General features: G+C 40.9%; 15 protein-coding genes. 9 read left to right on the forward strand and 6 right to left on the reverse strand.

Annotation, left to right across the window (positions count from 1 at the left end):
* Nucleotides 1-106: 106 nt before the first annotated feature.
* Both BN3283_RS05740 and BN3283_RS05745 read right to left on the reverse strand, forming a co-directional pair.
* The gene (locus BN3283_RS05740) at nucleotides 107-1,057 is read right to left on the reverse strand and encodes a 3-oxoacyl-ACP synthase III family protein (RefSeq protein WP_059026043.1); all 951 of its coding nucleotides are present in this window, start codon (nucleotides 1,055-1,057) and stop codon (nucleotides 107-109) included.
* A 9-nt stretch (nucleotides 1,058-1,066) separates the two neighbouring features.
* Complete coding sequence (locus BN3283_RS05745; protein WP_160289618.1) at nucleotides 1,067-1,609, reverse strand: TetR/AcrR family transcriptional regulator; 543 nt, start codon at nucleotides 1,607-1,609, stop codon at nucleotides 1,067-1,069.
* A gap of 269 nt (nucleotides 1,610-1,878) precedes the next feature.
* On the opposite strand from BN3283_RS05745, the gene BN3283_RS05750 reads away from it, so the two are divergent.
* The 5 genes from BN3283_RS05750 (at nucleotide 1,879) to BN3283_RS05770 (ending at nucleotide 6,605) form a co-directional block, all read left to right on the forward strand.
* Nucleotides 1,879-2,808, forward strand: coding sequence for a YitT family protein (locus BN3283_RS05750; RefSeq protein ID WP_041503837.1), 930 nt, complete (start codon nucleotides 1,879-1,881; stop codon nucleotides 2,806-2,808).
* Between the two features lie 234 nt (nucleotides 2,809-3,042).
* Nucleotides 3,043-4,257 carry a hypothetical protein gene (locus BN3283_RS05755; protein ID WP_147625548.1) on the forward strand — a complete coding sequence of 405 codons (1,215 nt, stop codon included), beginning with the start codon at nucleotides 3,043-3,045 and terminating at the stop codon, nucleotides 4,255-4,257.
* Entirely contained in the window at nucleotides 4,254-4,739 is a 486-nt protein-coding gene (locus BN3283_RS05760) for an RNA polymerase sigma factor (protein ID WP_059026046.1), read from the forward strand. Before BN3283_RS05755 ends, BN3283_RS05760 begins: the two co-directional genes overlap by 4 nt.
* 10 nt (nucleotides 4,740-4,749) lie before the next feature.
* Nucleotides 4,750-5,679: a hypothetical protein gene (locus BN3283_RS05765; RefSeq protein WP_059026047.1), complete on the forward strand. Its 930-nt coding sequence runs from the start codon at nucleotides 4,750-4,752 to the stop codon at nucleotides 5,677-5,679.
* 35 nt (nucleotides 5,680-5,714) lie between these two features.
* Nucleotides 5,715-6,605 (forward strand): outer membrane beta-barrel protein, encoded by an 891-nt coding sequence (locus BN3283_RS05770; protein ID WP_041503833.1) that lies wholly within the window; start codon nucleotides 5,715-5,717, stop codon nucleotides 6,603-6,605.
* A 38-nt stretch (nucleotides 6,606-6,643) separates the two neighbouring features.
* On the opposite strand, the gene hydF is transcribed toward BN3283_RS05770, so the two are convergent.
* Both hydF and BN3283_RS05780 read right to left on the reverse strand, forming a co-directional pair.
* A complete protein-coding gene (gene hydF / locus BN3283_RS05775) occupies nucleotides 6,644-7,849 on the reverse strand; it encodes a [FeFe] hydrogenase H-cluster maturation GTPase HydF (protein ID WP_286137548.1) in 1,206 nt (401 codons plus the stop codon).
* Between the two features lie 6 nt (nucleotides 7,850-7,855).
* Nucleotides 7,856-9,007 carry a sigma-54-dependent transcriptional regulator gene (locus BN3283_RS05780; protein WP_059026048.1) on the reverse strand — a complete coding sequence of 384 codons (1,152 nt, stop codon included), beginning with the start codon at nucleotides 9,005-9,007 and terminating at the stop codon, nucleotides 7,856-7,858.
* A 232-nt stretch (nucleotides 9,008-9,239) separates the two neighbouring features.
* Here BN3283_RS05780 and BN3283_RS05785 point away from each other — a divergent pair, with 232 nt between their 5' ends.
* From BN3283_RS05785 to BN3283_RS05800, 4 genes are all read left to right on the forward strand, one after another.
* Nucleotides 9,240-11,429, forward strand: a complete 2,190-nt coding sequence (locus tag BN3283_RS05785; RefSeq protein WP_059026049.1) for a patatin-like phospholipase family protein — start codon at nucleotides 9,240-9,242, stop codon at nucleotides 11,427-11,429.
* A gap of 9 nt (nucleotides 11,430-11,438) precedes the next feature.
* Nucleotides 11,439-12,428, forward strand: a complete 990-nt coding sequence (locus tag BN3283_RS05790) for an FAD:protein FMN transferase (RefSeq protein ID WP_059026050.1) — start codon at nucleotides 11,439-11,441, stop codon at nucleotides 12,426-12,428.
* A 21-nt stretch (nucleotides 12,429-12,449) separates the two neighbouring features.
* A complete protein-coding gene (locus tag BN3283_RS05795; RefSeq protein ID WP_059026051.1) occupies nucleotides 12,450-14,345 on the forward strand; it encodes a BamA/TamA family outer membrane protein in 1,896 nt (631 codons plus the stop codon).
* 130 nt (nucleotides 14,346-14,475) lie between these two features.
* On the forward strand, nucleotides 14,476-15,609 hold the full coding sequence (locus BN3283_RS05800) for a cation:proton antiporter domain-containing protein (RefSeq protein ID WP_059026052.1): 1,134 nt from the start codon (nucleotides 14,476-14,478) through the stop codon (nucleotides 15,607-15,609).
* A 313-nt stretch (nucleotides 15,610-15,922) separates the two neighbouring features.
* Here the strand turns inward: BN3283_RS05800 and BN3283_RS05805 are convergent, their stop codons facing one another.
* Nucleotides 15,923-17,170, reverse strand: coding sequence for an efflux RND transporter periplasmic adaptor subunit (locus tag BN3283_RS05805; RefSeq protein ID WP_059026053.1), 1,248 nt, complete (start codon nucleotides 17,168-17,170; stop codon nucleotides 15,923-15,925).
* A gap of 2 nt (nucleotides 17,171-17,172) precedes the next feature.
* On the reverse strand, nucleotides 17,173-18,648 hold the full coding sequence (locus BN3283_RS05810; RefSeq protein ID WP_059026054.1) for a TolC family protein: 1,476 nt from the start codon (nucleotides 18,646-18,648) through the stop codon (nucleotides 17,173-17,175).
* Between the last annotated feature and the right edge of the window lie 3 nt (nucleotides 18,649-18,651).

The raw sequence follows: 18,651 nt of genomic DNA on the forward strand, positions 1-18,651 counted from the left end.
GGGGGAGACGATCCGTAGTTTTACTCCTTTAAGAAAAGCTCTGAGTTGAAATACAAAAACGAGGTTCTACGGAAACCTCGTTTTTTTTGATTAACGGTATTTAAAATCAGAATTGCAGCAAAACGGCACCGCAGGAGTATCCTCCGCCGAAAACGGTAAGGGCTACGAGATCACCGGTTTGAACCCGGTGCAGGTTTTGGGACAGGGCGATGGCGCAGCTCGGACATCCCGTGTTACCGATCTCTTCTATATTGGAGAGGATACGCTCTTCGGGGAAGTCTACTTGACGGGCGATGCTATTCATGATTCGCTTATTGGCCTGATGGGGAGAGATAAAAGCCAGATCGCTTATCTTCTTTCCCTGACTGGATACGATCTCTTGGAGAGACTCTATCATATAATGGCAGGCGTTGATGAATACGTCTCTTCCTTCCGGCATGCCGATGCCTCCGTGCCGGGGCCGGAGGTAAACGGCCGTGTCGGCTTTGCTTATATCTCCCATACCGCAGGTATATATATTCAATATCTTTGCATCTTTCCGGTTGTAATTATTGGGGGAGATGGCTATGGCAACGGCTCCGTCTCCCCAAAGATGACCGCTTTGAGGACAGTTTTCGTTACTATATGCCGTGTTGTGCTCGGAAGCGATAATCAGGGCCTTGGATGCTTTCTTCATGGCGAAGTAGCCTTCTGCTATTTCCATAGCGTTGATAAAAGAGGAACAAGCTGCAGTAACGCTTAGGCATCTGGCATTGTGTATTTTAAATTCCCTCTGTACCATATGGGCTGCTGTGGCTACCGTATCATAGGGTGAATACGTGGCGGCAATGATCAGATCGACCTCTTCAATCGAGTAAGGAAGGGTTCGTTGTAGGTTCCTGACGGCTTCAATCGCCATGGTATTCGTGTTCTCCGCCGCGTTTGCCTTGCTTCGGTTTTTTATCCCTGTTCGAGTATAAATCCACTCGTCATCCAAACCGTTTACAGGTTTGAAATAAGAGTTGGGAACTCTTTCCGTAGGTATATAATGTGCAAAATTGTTGATAAATAATTCCATGTAAAATAATTATTTCTTTATGATACCGTAAAATAGAATACGAGTATATTCATTAATAATCCGATCTATAGGTTCATGTTCATATCTTCGGATAAAACCGAATTCGAGACTTTTAAGAACGGGTTGTAAAAAAGCGGCAAATGTTTTCGAATCGCTAACGTTAAAAATTTCACTTTGAACCCCTTCCTTAAAAATATCTTCTAATAATTCCAGCTCCTTTGCATCTATATTTTTCCTTAAAATTTCAATTCGACTGTTGTTATATAAAAATGTTTTTTTGATGTATTCACTATTACACATTAATTCGGCGATCAAATGAAATCTTTCTTTAATATATAACTTTAGTCTTTTATCGGCTGGCAAGGCCGTTGCTGTTGCCTTTATCAACTTTTGATGAATCATTTCTATTTTTTGATCGACAATCTGATTGAAAATATCCTCTTTGCACTTGTAATAAGTGTATAGCGTGCGGCGACTGATTTTAGCGGCACTTGCAATATCTTTCATTGTTGTTCGATAAAAACTTAATTCTGCGAACAACTTCTGTGCCACGTCGATGATTCTTGCTTGAGTTATTTTTAATCTCGATCTCAATTAATACACACTTTTGATAATGTGTGCAATTATAGCTCTTTTTTCGAAGATATAAATAAAAAAAATGGGGAAATATTATTTTTCTATTTGAGATAAATTCCTTACAAGGTATGACAAAAGTCATGTTTTTGTAGAATTTCGCCTCCTATATTCGCGGCCTGATTTAGAAGGCGCTGTTTTTTACAGGCCGTGATGTTTGTAGTAGTATAATTAAATTAAAAATTCGAATGGCATTTTCGTTGATGAAAGAAAAACCTTTCACGAAAGAATGGTTTAAAACGTATGCTTTGTTAGTCGGCGGAGCATTTGTTTTGGCATTGGGATACAGTTGTTTTATGGCTCCTTACAAGATTGTCCCGGGGGGAATATACGGTATTACCATCGTATTGCAGCACATGTGGGGATTCCCGATCGGTATGGCGGCACTCTGTTTTAATCTGCCGTTGAGTCTGTTGGGGATGAAAGTTTTAGGACCGCAATTTGGTGTTAAAACGTTTGTCTGTTTTATTTTGGTGGCTGTATTTGCCGACAGTATACCGGCTATACTTTTGACGTTGATGGGAGAGCCTATTCCGGTTAACGGATTGTTGGATCCGTTTAAATTGGGAGATGAGGTTCTGTTAGCTTGTATTTTCGGCGGTGTCGTTATGGGAGTAGGAGTGGGAATGATATTGAAAACCAGGGCCTCGAGCGGGGGTACGGATGTGCTTTCGAATATATTGCACAAGTGGACGCATCAGCCGTTAGGGCAACTTCAGATGACCGTGGACTCCTGTATTGTCGTGTTCGGTTTCCTGATGTTTCAGGATTGGAAGGTGCCGATGTATTCTTGGTTAGCTATATTTCTGATGGGTAAAACGATAGACGTCGTGTTGCAAGGATTTGCGAATGAAAAGACCTTTTTTATTATATCGGATAAAGTAGAAGATATCCGTCATTTTATTTTGACGGATATCAAACGAGGGGGATCGATCGTTCCGATTCAGGGCATGTATAACCGGACGGAAAAAGAGATGATCATGACTATGGTTAACCGTCGTGAAATGGCGACTCTGCAACGGGCTATATACCAAATCGATCCGAATGCTTTTGTGACGATTCTGGATGCGAAAGAGATATTGGGAAAAGGATTTAAGAAATTGAATTCCGAGTCGTAAAGTTTTTGTAAAAAAGTACGAATCAGTATAGAAACGTCGTTTTTCCATAAAAAACGACGTTTCTTTTATTTAGGTCCATCTCGTGCGTTCCGGATAATCCGTTTTGGAGGCTTGTTGTATCTGGTATAAATGATCGGATCACTCCTGTACGGATTTTGTTTTAGTTAAAATTATTTTTTGCTTGTAACTATTCACGATATTTGTTCGTCATAGGATTGAATTAAAATAAAGCGTATGATGAAATCAGGAGTATTGATCGTATTGTTCGTCTGTATGTGGCAAGGGATACGGGCCGGAGTGAATGAGGTGAGAATATTCGGGGAGGTTACCACGGTAACCAATAGAAAGGTTGTGGGATATATTTCTTGGGGGAAAAGTAACTTATACTGGGTGGATTTATTCACGGCCATGAAAATAAATAATCCGTATACCTCTTATTTTAGAGGAAAAGATTCTGTTTTATTAAAAGACGAGGTCCATGCAGAGCCGGGGATTCATATTTTCTCTTGCCGTTTTGGTAATATAAAAAGTATTCGTCCGACAGCTAACGATCGAATTGAATTGCAAATAAAAAATGGAAATATCATCGAGTTACGAAAAGGTTCGTTTCACGATATAGGAGAGGAAATCGGGATTGAGAAAAAGAACGGAGAGTTCGAGATTCTTTCTTGGGAATTGATAAGTGAGATTAAATTCTATGCGGCTCCGGAAGATTTTTCGGCTCCCCGGGATGTGCCTATTGCCGGTATTGTAACGACCCCATACGGAAAATTTAAGGGAATCGTCCGGTGGAATAGAGATAAAAATTCTTTAAGACAGACTATTAGCGGGTTGATTGGAGAGTATGGCGCAAGAGTCGCTTTTTCCAATGTCGTGTCTGTTCGAAAAACGGGTTCGGTAAGTGTCGTAAGTTTAAAAAGCGGCAGGGAGATAAGTATGTGGGGGGAAAGTGATGTGAATGATGAAAATAGGGGAATTTTTATCAATATGGCATCTGTAGGACAAGTACGCGTGGAGTGGCCTGATTTTGTCTCTTTCGAAACGGTTGCTTTGGAAGATATAAAACAAATGGGATATGAGGATTTCTCGGGACCTGTTCGATTGAGAGGAAGTGTAAAAGATCGTAACGGTAGGATAATAGAGGGGATTTTGGTGTATGATTTGGACGAAGCGATGGATTTTGAATTATTGGAAGGAAGGAATGGGAATACGGTTTACGCGTTGCCTTTTCGTTATGTGAAAAAGATTGAGCCGAAAAATTATGAATACACTTGGGTGGAGTTAAAGAACGGGATAAAATTGATCTTGGGAAAATATAGCGATGTGAATGCTAATAATGAAGGTGTATTACTTTTCAGAAAAGGAGAGAAACCGGAATATTTTCGCTGGCGAATGATAAAGCAGGTTGATTTGTGGGGAGGCGATATACCTGAAATGAAGATGAAATGACAAGAGTAGAGTATAATCGATCGGTAGATGATATTTCGGACGGTTTGTTCCGTTTTCTTTATAAGGCATGTCGTTCGAAGGAGATGGCGCAGGATATCGTGCAGGACAGTTTCCTGAAATTATGGGAAATGCTATCTTTGATTGAAAAGAGTAAGGCGAAATCGTTTCTTTATACTACGGCTTACCACCGAATGATAGACCTTCTTCGGCGAGAATATAAATATGGCGATATTGAAGAGATCGGTAGTCGGTTTTCGGAAGAGAGTAATAATCCGCCCGATTTACAGGATGTATTGGATTCGGCGTTGGCGAAACTACCTACCATACAAAAGACGGTGGTGTTATTGCGGGATTACGAATCCTATTCTTATCAAGAGATTGCGGAGATTACGGGATTGAACGAGACGCAGGTGAAAGTATATATATTTCGAGCCAGAGCTTATATGAAAGAGTTTATCCGTAGACCTGATTTGGTAATTTAAGGAGGGAGATATGATAACAAAAGAGAATTACGAGAGTTACTTTATTGACTACCTGGAGGGCCTATTGCCGGAGGCATTACAAGAAGAATTGGACGATTTTTTGTTCAGGCACCCGGATTTACGCGAGCAGATGGAGGGAATAGAACAGGTAAGATTAACACCTCCTTTGTTAAAATGGGAGAAAAAATCTGCCTTGAAACAAGAGAATCGGAACGGGAGGATGGATTATTATGCTATTGCTGTTTCCGAGAATGTTTTAACTGAGGATGAACGGAAAAGGGTAGAGAAGGAGATGGGTGAAGAGAAGTTTCGTGAGGTAGCGGCTGTTTATTCTCGATTAAAAATGATTCCGGATCTCTCAATCCGTTATCCGGAAAAGAGAAATTTATACCGGTGGTCCGGGTGGCTGTACGGAGTGGTGCGTTACGGGGGTGTTGCTGCCCTTGTATTGATTCTGTTCGGGATTATATTTTATTGGATGGGAGAGGATAAAGCGGGAGAAAGTCACTCTTCTCCGATTGTTGCTCGTTTGGAGAGTAGAGAAATTGCGCATAAAGCGCCCGCAATACCGGCTATACTTAAAGATAGTTCCTTGGCAAAGCCCGAAGCGACGGTTCCCGTCCGGTATTTGCAGAAACGGACCCCTCCATCTGTCGATAAACCGATACAAACTGTTCAGCGGATTGTGGCCATGTCGACAATTCCGGCTGATGGAGATATAGCTATTGGCCGGGAGATCATTTTGATCCCTAAGGCGGATTTGCAGGCTATGAAACCTGGGATTACCTTCGATCAAATTGCAGAACGGGACAAAAAAGACTATGCGTTGACATCGGATTTGAAAATTGAGGATAATTTTCTGTCTAACTTGATTCGGGCGGGAAAAGACTGGAAGGAACGTTTCAAGAATAAGGATCGGAAAGAGTATGTTTTGTGGTAGATAACACGATTATAAATAAGATAAAAATTTGAATTATGAAACTGATAATTATTGTCTGTGTGTTTTTGTTGGAGTGTATTACGGCTTCTGCTCAAAAAGATTCCGTTGTGATACGTGATTCTTGGCATAAGAGAGATTCGGTTAAAGAGAGAAGTCAATCCAAAGATTCGATCGGGAAAGAGGAGGAGATGATTGTTTGGGATACACTCGTAAGGCGTCCCAAAGAGAGTGTTCGGGTCTTTGGAACGACCTATGAAATAGAGATGTTTGATGATAATCAAAATGACAATTCTCGTTTTACCGGGCATTGGAGAGGGTTTTATTTCGGGTTTGTAAATTTTGGGAATACCGATTATTCCGAATACGGAGGGGATCGTTTTCTGACGTTGGATTGGGCTAATTCATTTACGATGCAATTTAATCTTTCTCAGTTTTCATTGCCGGTGAATTTGAATTTCGGTTTTGTTACCGGTTTGGGTTTAGAGTACCAGCGCTTGCGTTTTGACCGTAACATTACCCTGCATAAGGATGAAATGGGGCAGTTACAACCCCTTCCTCTATCGGAGTTAGGAATCGATCGTCCCAAGAGAAGTACATTTAAAATTTTATACTTGACCTTGCCTATCCTGATGGAGTATCAATATCGTCTGAAAAATAAAAATATATTTTACGTGTCTACCGGATTTATGGGGGGACTTCGGCTTCACTCCAAGACTAAAATCGTTTATAAAAGCGATAAGGGAAATAAACGGATACGAAAAGATTCGGGAAGTTACGGAATGGCTCCGGTTAAGGTGGACTATGTGTTGAGAATGGGTTTCCGGGGGATCAGTCTCTGGGGCGGTTATACTTTGACTCATCTGTTTAATACCTCTACGGCTCCCGGGGTTCACCCGTATTCCATCGGATTTGGTTTTATATTATAATTGTAGCGATTCTTTCATATTAAAAATCGGGAAGTTTTTCAATTTCCCGATTTTTTAAATACCTCTATGGCCCGGTTAAAGATACCGTGCAGGTAGGCGATGGTCATGCCGTAATTACTGACCGGTATTCCAGCGTCGATGGCGGGTTGAAGTCTGTTTTTTAATTGTTTACCGGTAATCATACATCCTCCGCATTGGATGACCATGGCGTAGTCCGTGACCGGCCGAGCGATGTTATCCAATCCCGCGATAAAATCAAAGGTAAATGTTTTACCGGTATAGGTTTGTAGCCAGTGCGGGATTTTATGGCGTCCGATATCCTCGCAGGAGACATGGTGAGAACAGGATTCCAGCATGAGTATGCGGTCTCCTTCTTTCAGATTCTCAATTTGTCCCGTTCCTTGCAAGTAAGCTTCGAATTGCCCCTTATGCCGGGCCAAGACTATACTGAAACTGGTCAGGGGTATCTCTTCGGGTACGATGGCTGCTACTTTTTTAAAAACCTGGCTGTCTGCGATGGCTAATCCGGGACGTATCCCTGTTTTTTGTAGAAAAGTGGCAATCTCCTCGGGTTGTAAAACAATGCTTGTACAGTGGTTGTCCAAGATATCCCGGATCATTTGTACTTGCGGTAAGATTAAACGCCCGGCCGGAGCTTCGGAGTCGACAGGTGTTATCAATAAAACGACATCTCCGGGGGAGAGCAAATCCCCGATTAAAGATTCCGGTCCTTGTTGTTGACTTTTCCACACCTCTTTCAAAGCTTCGATAACGCGATGATTTTGCCGGGAAAGCGTCGAAAAATCAATAACAGGGCAGCGATATGCTTTTACTAATTTGTTTTCAAGTGCGGGAAGCAGGGATTCTTCATCACTTTTGTTATGGAGAATGATAAAAGGTATTTCTAACTTTTGTAAATCGTTGATTAACGACTCTTCTTCCTGTCCGAATCGGTTATGGGCGATTACGACTATGGCGATATCGGCTTGAGTAATCGCGTTTCGGGTTTTTTCTACTCTTTTTTTTCCGAGTTCTCCGGAATCGTCAATTCCTGCCGTATCCATAAAAATAACGGAGGCGAAATCCGGAATTTCATAACTTCTTTTAACCGTATCGGTTGTGGTTCCCGCAATTTCAGAAACAATAGCTATCTCTTGTCCCGTTAACAGGTTAATGAGAGAACTTTTCCCATTATTTCTGCGTCCTAACAGGACGATATGTAGTTTACTTTCTTTTCCCATCATGTTTTATTACCTATACATCTCAACATCTTCTTTGGTAATGGTCTGACCGCATAAAATGATCAAACGTTCTACGACATTGCGTAGTTCCCGGATATTACCCGTCCAATCGCATCCTTTTAAGGCTTTTATGGCATCCGGGGTAAGCGTTTTGGTGGCAATACCCATTTCCGAACAGATCTCACTGATAAAATAATTGGTTAAGGGCTCGATATCTTCGATTCTTTGGTTCAACGGCGGAACGTCTATGATAATGACACTGAGGCGGTGGTACAGGTCTTCCCGGAAATTTCCTTTTTCAATTTCCTGCTTCAGATTCTTATTGGTAGCGGCAATCACCCGTACATCCACATTGATATCCGTGTCTCCTCCGACCCGTGTGATCTTTTGTTCTTGCAGGGCACGTAGTACTTTTGCCTGGGCACTTAAGCCCATATCACCTATTTCGTCCAGGAACAGGGTTCCCTCGTTAGCAAGTTCAATCTTTCCCTTTTTCTGTTTTATGGCAGAAGTGAAGGCTCCTTTTTCGTGTCCGAATAATTCGCTTTCGATCAGTTCGGAGGGAATTGCGGCACAGTTGACTTCGACAAAGGCGTTATTCCGGCGATTACTGAGTTCATGGAGTTGACGGGCGACCAGTTCTTTTCCGGAACCGTTCGGACCGGTAATTAAAATCCGTGCATCCGAAACGGCTACTTTCTCGATCATCGAGCGAACATGATTGAGAGCTTCGGAATTTCCGATCATCTCGTATTTTTTACTGACTTTATTTTTCAGCGTTTTGGTTTCGTGTATAAGCTGATGCTTGTCGGTCGCATTTTTGATCGTGATCAGTAGACGGTTCAGATCCAAAGGTTTCTCGATAAAATCATAAGCGCCTTTTTTAATCGCCTCGATGGCTGTGTCTATCGTACCGTGTCCGGAGATCATGATAACGGGGGTATCGACGGAAAATTCCTTGATGCGTTCCAAAACCTCTATCCCTTCCATCTTCGGCATCTTAATATCACAAAAAACGATGTCCGGTTTTTCCGATTTCACGGTTACCAGTCCTTCCATGCCGTTTTCTGCCAAAAGAACTTCATGTCCTTCATACAGTAATATGTCTTTCATTGAATTCCGAATGCTACGTTCGTCATCAATTACCAATATCTTTGTCATATTTTTCCTTATTTTTTCCACAGTCTTGGCAAAAATAACGAAATAAAACGAATCGCCGGTAAAAGCCTTTTTATTTTATTGTAAAAATGTAAGGATAAATGTTTACAGGTAGATTTAATTTATGAGTGATGGAATGTTTTTTAACCGGGTACGATGGTGAATTCAGGAGAAATAACTACATTTGGGAAGATTGAACGGAGGGGTAATGGAAGGCTGAATTAAAAATGTTTGTATGAGACGATTGTTATTGTTGCTTATCGTTTTTTTTGTTGTAATGGATGGGAATGCCCAACGTAAAAAGGTGGGTTTGGTATTGAGTGGAGGCGGTGCTAAAGGTGTGGCTCATATTGGGGTACTGAAAGTGTTGGAAGAGGCCGGGATACCGATAGATTATATTGCGGGAACGAGTATGGGGGCTATCGTGGGAGCTTTGTATGCCATCGGGTATGATGCTCATATCATGGATAGTTTGGTACGGAAGCAAGATTGGATTTTTTTATTGAGTGATAAGGTATATCGTTATAATTTGCCTTTTTCTGAGAAGGAGGTAAATGAAAAGTATTTGATTTCGATCCCGATTAACAATAACCGGGAGATAAAAATGCCTTCTGGTTTTATTAGCGGACAAAATATTTATAATCTTTTTTCCGATTTGACGATCGGTTACCATGATTCGTTGAATTTTGACCGGTTGCCGATCCCTTTTGCCTGTGTAGCCAGTAATTTGGTGGACGGTAAGGAGGTTGTACTGGATAGAGGTAGTTTGCCCTTATCTATGCGGGCAAGTATGGCTATTCCCGGTGTTTTTGCCCCGGTACTTAAAAATGGTATGGTATTGGTTGACGGTGGAATCTCCAATAATTTTCCGGCAGATTTGGCTAAGCAAATGGGGGCTGATATTTTGATAGGAGTGGATGTACAAGCCGAGTTGAGGGATGCTGAAGGGTTGGAATCCGTAACGGGTATTATCGATCAAATGACCTCTTTTTTGGGGATTCAAAAGTACGAGGAGAACAAGAAGTTATTGAACGTGTATATAAAACCGGATGTGGCTCCTTATTCGGCGGCGAGTTTTTCCCGGGAGGCTATCGATACGTTGATCATGCGCGGGGAACGGGTTGCCAGAAGTCAGTGGGATGAGTTGATTGCTTTGAAGAAAGAGATAGGAATAGGGGAAGAGGCAAAGGAGGAAAAAGAGATAGAGAATAAATTACTTGAAAGCGATACGATTTGGGTGAATCGGATTGTCATTAAAGGTATTGATGAACGGGATGAAAAATGGCTGAAGAGAAAAATACGATTGAAAAATTATACCCGTATTACTACGCGTGATATACATCAGGCTATTGCCGAGTTATACGGGACGGGAGCGTTCGCTCATGTCAGTTACCGTATAACCGATGCTCCCCATTATAATTTGGAATTGATTCTAAAGGAAAAATCCATGAGTTCGTTGAATCTCGGATTCCGTTTCGATACGGAAGAGATGGCGGCTATTTTATTGAATACGACCATCAGCCACCGGACCTTGCGAGGCTCTCGTCTCTCTTTAACCGGTCGGCTGAGTAAAAACCCGTACGTACAATTGGATTACTCTTTAGGGAATACTTTTTTAAGGCGTTTTAATATTTCCTATATGTTTAAATACAATGATTTGAACATATATGTAAAAGGAAAGAAAACAGATAATATAACTTATACGTTTCATCGGGGAGATTTGAGCATTTCGGATATCTATTTTAAGAATTTAAAGTTTCAACTGGGTTTGCGGTATGAATATTTTGATTATGACGCCTTTTTGTACGCGGATCGGGAGCATAACATAAACGTGGAACCGGAAGGATTTTTCATTTATTACGGGCTGGCTCACGTCGAGACTTTTGATAAGCGCTATTATCCCACGAGAGGGAGTTCTTTAAAGGTGGATTACTCTTTTTACACGGATAATTTTGTGAATTATAATGGCGGGACTCCTTTCTCCGCTTTGGGGTTTGATTTTACTTCGGTTATTTCAATTACTCGACGGGTAAAGATGTTACCTTCTATTTATGGTCGGATTTTGATAGGAAAGAATGTTGCTTATCCCTATATGAATGCCATGGGGGGAGAAGTTGCCGGAAGATATGTCGCACAGCAATTGCCTTTTTATGGAATACAAAACTTGGAGCAATTCGAAAATTCGCTTGTCGTGGCTAAATTGCATTTCAGGTATCGTTTGGGAATGAATCATTATGTTTCTTTGATTGGAAATTATGCCAAGCAAAAAGATAATTTCTTTGATATTTTGAGTGGTGATGATATATGGGGTGGCGGGGCCGGTTATTCTTATGACAGCATCGTGGGACCTATAGATGTCACTTTTAGTCTGTCAAACTGGACGAAAAAATTAGGTTTTTACTTTAGTTTAGGATATTATTTTTAATGGAATAAAATGAGGAACTGGATATTGATTGTCGGATTCCTGTTGGTTGTCGTCGGTTGTCGTCATCAGGAATACAAATTTATGGAGGGGAAAATATACGGGACTTATTATTCTATCTCTTACGAGAGTGTGCTGAATTACGATACTGTTATCATAAAAGAGATGGAACGGGTAAATTATTCTCTTTCTATGTTTAACCCACGTTCCGTGATTGCGAAGATCAATCGCGAAGAAAGCGATCGGGTCGATTCGCTCTTTGTCAGGATGTTTATTCAAGCTCAAAAAGTGTATGATGCGACGGAAGGAGCCTTTGATATTACCGTGGCTCCGTTATCCAATGCTTGGGGATTTGGATTTAAGAATGAGCGTTTGCCTTCGGCAGAGAAAGTGGATTCTTTATTGCAATATATCGGAATGGATAAATTGACTTTGAATGGCATGCGGCTTATCAAGGCCATAGGGGGGGTACAGCTTGATGCAAGTTCTATCGCTAAAGGATTAGGGGTCGATTTGGTGGCCGATTTTTTAGATAAAAAAGGAGTAAAGAATTACATGGTCGATATCGGAGGTGAAATCCGGGTACGGGGAATAAGCAGTAAGAAGCGTGCCTGGAGGATAGGAATAGACAAACCCGTGGATGATGTGAGTGCTTCCACGAGGGAATTGCAGGCGGTGGTCGCCATAGAGAAGGGAGCTTTGGCAACCTCTGGCAATTATAGAAACTTTTATGTGGTAGACGGGAAAAAATACGCCCACACGATCAATCCGAAAACGGGTTATCCGGTTCAACGGGATATATTGAGTTCTTCCGTGTATGCTCCCACCTGTATGGAGGCGGATGCTTATGCTACGGCTTTTATGGTTATAGGGAAAGAAAAGGCTCAAAAAATCATAGAAAAAGACACAGAATTGGAAGCTTGTTTCGTATATTTGGACGACAAGGGAAAACAAGGAGTGTGGATGTCCGATGGGTTTAAAAAATTGATCGTCTCGGAGTAAATTTTCAGAGAAAAAGGAGTAATGGTTAAGATTCTGATTTTGGTGTTAGCGTGTGTAGCGGTCGTGGGGCAAGGTCATGCACAACCTTCGTCGGAAAATGTTCGTGTGGAGAAAAAGATTTGGCGGGATACAATCGCGGAGAGCGGTGTGTTTCAACCGGATAGTCTGATCCGGGATACGCTTCGCTACGAATATACGAAAATAAAGAATGCGGCTTATCGTTGGAAATGGACGAAAGAGTTGTATAAAATGATTTTTGTTAATCCCAAAAAATATAATATCGATGTTGTACAATCGGAAAATAGCGAGGATCGGTATAAGAAGTACAGGGGAAAAAAAATTCGGGAGATTGATGTTAAGATTCTTCCGCCATTCGGGACGAGTGTCAGGGACACGATATACGAACGGGATAGTTTGGATTGGTTGCGTATGATGGGTAATAATGTACACCAGAAAACTTCGGAACGGATCGTGAAGAAACAGTTGACCGTAAAACCGGGCATGACGGTAGATCCTTTCGAGTTAGTAGAGAATGAAGTTTTATTAAAACGTCTTTCTAATATCGACGACGTTTTAATCGAGATAGAGGAGATACCGGGAAATACCGATGAGGTGGATTTGTTGGTTATCTGTAAAGATGAATTTTCTTGGACGGGAGAGGTTTGGAGTAATTTTTTAAATGCGGCGGATATCGGTATAGAGAGTAAAAATTTATTTAGAAGGGGACATCAGGTACATTATCGGGCCAGCTATCGGGGACGGAAAGAACAACGTTGGGGTAACCTTATCGAGTATCAGGTTGATAATTTGTTTTCTACCCGGGTGGATTTTTATGGCAGTTATGAGAATACTTATGTCCGGGATATGTTGACCCTCTCTTTGAATAGATCTTTTCAAACCTCTCGCACAAAGTGGGCGGGAGGTGTCGGTTATAGTCGGGTATACTCTTCGTCGACTTTGGTAGACCGAGATATTACGAAGCCTGTGGAGTTGTTCAATTATCGTTTATTCGATACATGGGTGGGGAGATCTTTTTATTTGGGAGAAAAATACAGTTTTACTCGTAATCTTTATTTGACCGGTCGATATATGGGGACGCAATTCGTCAATCGACCGATTGTGACCAGCGATTCGAATTCTTACTATTATAACCGAAATACTTTTATCGGGGCGATCGCTTTTATGAAATTGAAATATTTTAAAGCTAATCTGATTTATGATTTCGGTCGGACGGAGGATATTCCTTCCGGTTTGTATGGAGCATTGCTTTACGGATACGAGAGAGGCGATTTTACAAAAAACGGTTATATAGGGACGGAGTGGTATTATTCCTGGTTTAATAAATACACGGATCGTTTTTACGCGTTTCATGCGGCTTTGGGATCTTTTATGGACGGGTACGATTTTGAAAGTGGAGTTTTTAAATTAGGAGCCAGTTATTTCAGTCGTTTATATCATTTGTCCAAACACCGTCTGCGTTTTTACAGCAGTATGGAGTATGTGAAAGGAATCAAGCGCAGCAACGATGATTACATCTATTTCGAGGATAGTAAGATTACAGGTTTTGATACCGATACGTTAAGAGGAAATCAAAGGCTTTCCGGTTCTTTGTCGGCAACGCTTTTTTTACCTTATATCAAGCGGGGATTCCGTGCTTCGCTTACCGGTTTCGTCGATGCCGGCGCTTTGGCAGAGGGAAATAAATCCATTTTGAAAGCTCAGACTTATTGGGCAGTCGGGGTTAGTGTGAATTTGCGGAACGATAATCTGATATTTAAAAATGTGAGTATTCGTTTAACCTATTATCCTAAAGTTCCACCCGGTTTTCACTCTTTTGATGTAGATATTTCCAGTCGACGTAGAACCGGATTTTTCGATTACCGTATATCTAAACCGGAGACTATTAAGTATGAATAGCTAATGTTTAAGTTTTATCAATATTTGTTATTTATATTTTCAGACTCTACTGTTTTTAAATTATCAGCTTACGTGGAGGATTTCATTATCTTCGCGTGGGTTAAGAGGAATTATGTAATATATTGACCGGATGAAGAAAGTTTTTTTGTTTTCTGTTTTTTTGTTGTGTGGTTTACTGCTATCCCAGGTGTTACCTTCGACGATGGGGGCGACATATGGGATAGTATCAGGAGTTTCCAAATGGCTCATGTTTATATGCCTTGCTTTTATCATGATCAATGTTGGAAGGGAGTTCGAGTTAGATAAAACCAGATGGAAATCTTATACTGCCGATTATTTTATTGCGATGGCTACGGCTGCTGTTCCCTGGATTTTTATTGCTGTCTATTATATCTTTTTTCTTGATTCCGGTTTGTCCTGGGATAAAAATTTATTGATCAGTCGATTTGCAGCTCCGACTTCTGCCGGAATTTTGTTTACTATGTTAGCGGCTGCCGGGCTAAAACAAGAATGGATTTACAAGAAGACACAGGTATTGGCTATTTTCGACGATTTGGATACCATATTGTTGATGATTCCTTTACAGATATTGATGATCGGTTTTAGATGGCAATTGTTTGTTATCATATTGGTCGTTTGTCTTCTGTTGATTTTCGGCTGGAAGAAGTTGAGTTCTTTGGATATTCCACAATCCTGGAGGGCGATCGTGATTTATTCCGTTTGTATTGTGGCCGCTTTTGAGAGTATCTATTTGCTGACGAAGTACTTGATGGGACAGGATGGAGCCATTCATATCGAGGTTCTATTACCGGCTTTTGTGTTAGGTATGGTAATGAAGGCCGTACATCACACCTCTGTTATCGAGGTGCGTGTTTCCAGTTTTATCTCTTATCTTTTTATGTTTTTGGTGGGGTTGAGTACGCCGTTGTTCATAGGATTGGATACGAGCGGAGAGGCTATGCCGGGTTGGGGAGTGCTGATTTTTCATGTAGTCGTTGTTACTTTCCTTTCCAACCTGGGAAAGATGTTTCCCTTGTTTTTCTATCGTGACCGGAATATACTGGAACGTTTGGCTCTTTCCGTGGGAATGTTTACCCGGGGAGAGGTCGGTGCCGGGATCATCGTTATTGCTATGGGCTATCAATTGGGCGGACCGGCGTTGATTATCTCTATTCTCAGTTTGGTATTGAATCTTGTATTGACGGGGTTCTTTGTCGTGGCGGTAAAATATCTATCCCAGAGAGTGTATGGGGTTAGAGAATGAATTGATTTTAAATTGTAGATTTACGATTTTAGATTTAAAGATAGCAATATCTGAATGTTAATTATAAATCATAAATTACTTTCAGATGATATAGATGGGTACGGTGTGCTATAAAAAAGGGCTTATGAGGTTAGAGAATAACAATATAGAGATTTTGTGATTTAGAGATTTTGTGATTTAGTGATTTACGATTTAAAGATGGCAATATTGGAATTTTAATCATAAATCGTAAATCATAAATTAATTGCAGATTCTGTGATTCAAAATCAATCACTCAATCATCTAATCGTTTAATCTCTGAATTATTGGATTGTCAGTTTTTGATGCGGATTTTTTTATCGTTTTGGTAACGGGACATATCCGATACGATGACTCGGTCTCCGGTTGCCAGACCGTTGATGACTTCGATTTGTTCGAAACTGCCTTCTCCCAATATCACTTTCTTTTTGATTGCTTTACCCTCTGAAACAATCCATAAATCGTATTCTCCCGGACCTATATAGTACGACCCGTTTCCGATCCGTAGAACCTCTTCTTTGAGGGCATGGGTAACATAGGTATCTACCTTTAGGCCTGAACGTAGTTTAGGATGATTGTTTTCCGCGAGTAAAACGGAGAATTTGATCATGCCGTTTTTTACGGATGGAGTAACATTGCTTACGGTACCGGAGAGTTTATCGCTTCCTATTTTTACGGTGACCCGATTTCCTGAATTGATTTTATCGGCATATCCGTCGGCTATTTCGGCTTCTATTTTGAAGCGGGTAAGATCGGAAATGACGGCTACGTCCGAACCTTGATTGACGGAAGAACCGACCTGATCATTGATCCAGGTTAAGGTGGCGGAATGCGGTGCTCGTATTTGGGCTTCGCCCAAGGTCTTAAACATCAGATCGATGTTTTTTCGGGCAATTTTATAGTCTAACTCCAAAGATTTGATCTCGGCTTCCGAAGTCCGTTGTTGATTGGCGAATTTACGTTTGAATTGTTCTAACTGCATCTGCTTGACTTTATAGTCTAATTCCGTCTGTCGGACTTTGTCGGCGGTGCTGGCCCCTATACTGTCCAAGTATTTTTCGTTGTACAACATTACCTCCGATCGTTTGAGTTGCATCTCGTCAATTGCAATCTGCATTTGCATTTCAGAGAGTTGGTTTTCAAGAGTAGCTTTCTGGAGTTCCAATTTGTTTTTTTTCATTTGAAGCTCTTCCTGTTTGGTTTCGTATTCTGTTTTTATGGTTTCCAGATCGAGTTTTAGCAAGGCTTCACCCTTTGTTACCTTTTCTCCCGCTTTTTTATATACTTCCAGAATTTTGGAAGACACGGGGGAGGTAATAACCTGTTCTTCTTGAGAGACTATTTTTCCGACGGCATAGACCGATATCTCTAAGGGGCCTTTATCGACGGCATATATCCGTATATTTTTAGCTGCAATGCCGGGTTGAAACAAATACATCAGAGAATAAAAGCCTATCCCGGTAAAAAAGGAGATTACGGCGATCTGTAGTATCAGTTTTTGTTTTCGTTGTTTTTTTATTTCGGGTGAAATCGCTCTGTCCATGATTAGAAATTTAAGGTTTTAAATTCGTCGTAGATAATGTCTTTATTTAATTCAAAATCAAAAAGGGTCAATTGCCTGAGGGTATAAAATTGAGTCCACGAAGAGGACAGTTGATGGATGTAATTGCGTTTGGCATTATCCCTTTCTACTTGTGCCGCGTTAATGTCCAATACGCTTATTTGTCCCATCACGAAAGTTTCGTATGCTGTTTTATAGCGTTGCTGGGCTATGGTATCTGCCAACTGGACAATTTCATTTAGTCGTCTTTGTTCCTGGTATTGCCTGACGATGGTAATTACGTTTTGTTCGAAATTCAGTCTTGATTGCTGTACCTCGTTTTTCGTAATCTCTTCCCGGGAGCGAGCCAATTCGATCTTGCCTTTTCGTTTTCCCCAGTTTAGAATGGGGATGCTGATCCCTAAACTGACAGCTTCCCGGTTTTGGAGATTTTGATACGTTCTTTTAAAAGTCGTATTGCTTCCAGTATATCCGATTGTCGCGTATATGTCTGCCTGAAAACCGCTTTCTGCTTTTGCTTGGGCTATTTGTTGCTTGGCCTCCAATAATCGGCAAACAATATCATAACGGAATGGATTATTTTTATTTGCTATTTCCATTACTCGTTCTATGGAAATCTCGATATCTGGACATGCGGCAGGAATTTCCGGTTTAATATCGATTTGTTCGTTATAGCCGAGGTAGTTGCGAAGAGCGAACATTTTTTGTTCATACTCCTGCTGGGTCTGTATCAATGCGGAGGAAGCATTCAGCTGATTCAGTTTTAATTGCAATAGTTCGTTATCCGAAATAAGCCCCATGTTTTTTTTACTTGAGGCAATCTTTACTAATTTAGAGGAGTGTTCCAGATTTTGTTGGGCAATATCCACGTTTATTAAGGCTAACAAAAGATTGAAATAATGATTGATTGCTTGAATCGCTACCTTTTCCATCTCTACTGCGAATTGTTGTTTGGCCTGTTTGAATCTTTCCGGTTCAATGCGTTTATCCCATTTTAACGGATGAGAAGAGATCAGGGGTTGATTTAAAGAGATACTGATGGGAATACTCATATAAGTGGTCTTTTTTTCTCCGTCTAATTGATCTACTCTCTCTAATTCGGATTGAAGGGAGATACGCCCTCCGGTCAATGGAATATTCTGTGAAATAGACAACGAGAGCTGCTCGGACAGGGAATTGTTGGAAATAAAGGTCTGACTGCCGTCTTCTTTTAAGTAACTCGATAAAGTACGGTTAAAACTCGGAAGAGTACCTTTCAGCATGATATTAGGTAATAGATCTGCTTTAAAATTCCGGTATTGCCAGTATGCAGCCTGAAAACGGTTTCTAACAATCATAGCATCAGTAGATTGGTTTTTAGCTAACTCTATGGCTTCGGATAAAGAGATTACCTTGGTTTCCTTTTGTCCCATGGAAGAGAGACAAAGAAAACCGAATAATACGGTCCATATTGTTTTCATAGT

The sequence above is a fragment of the Gabonibacter massiliensis genome (assembly GCA_001487125.1).
GTDB classification, from domain to species: Bacteria; Bacteroidota; Bacteroidia; order Bacteroidales; family Marinifilaceae; genus Gabonibacter; species Gabonibacter massiliensis.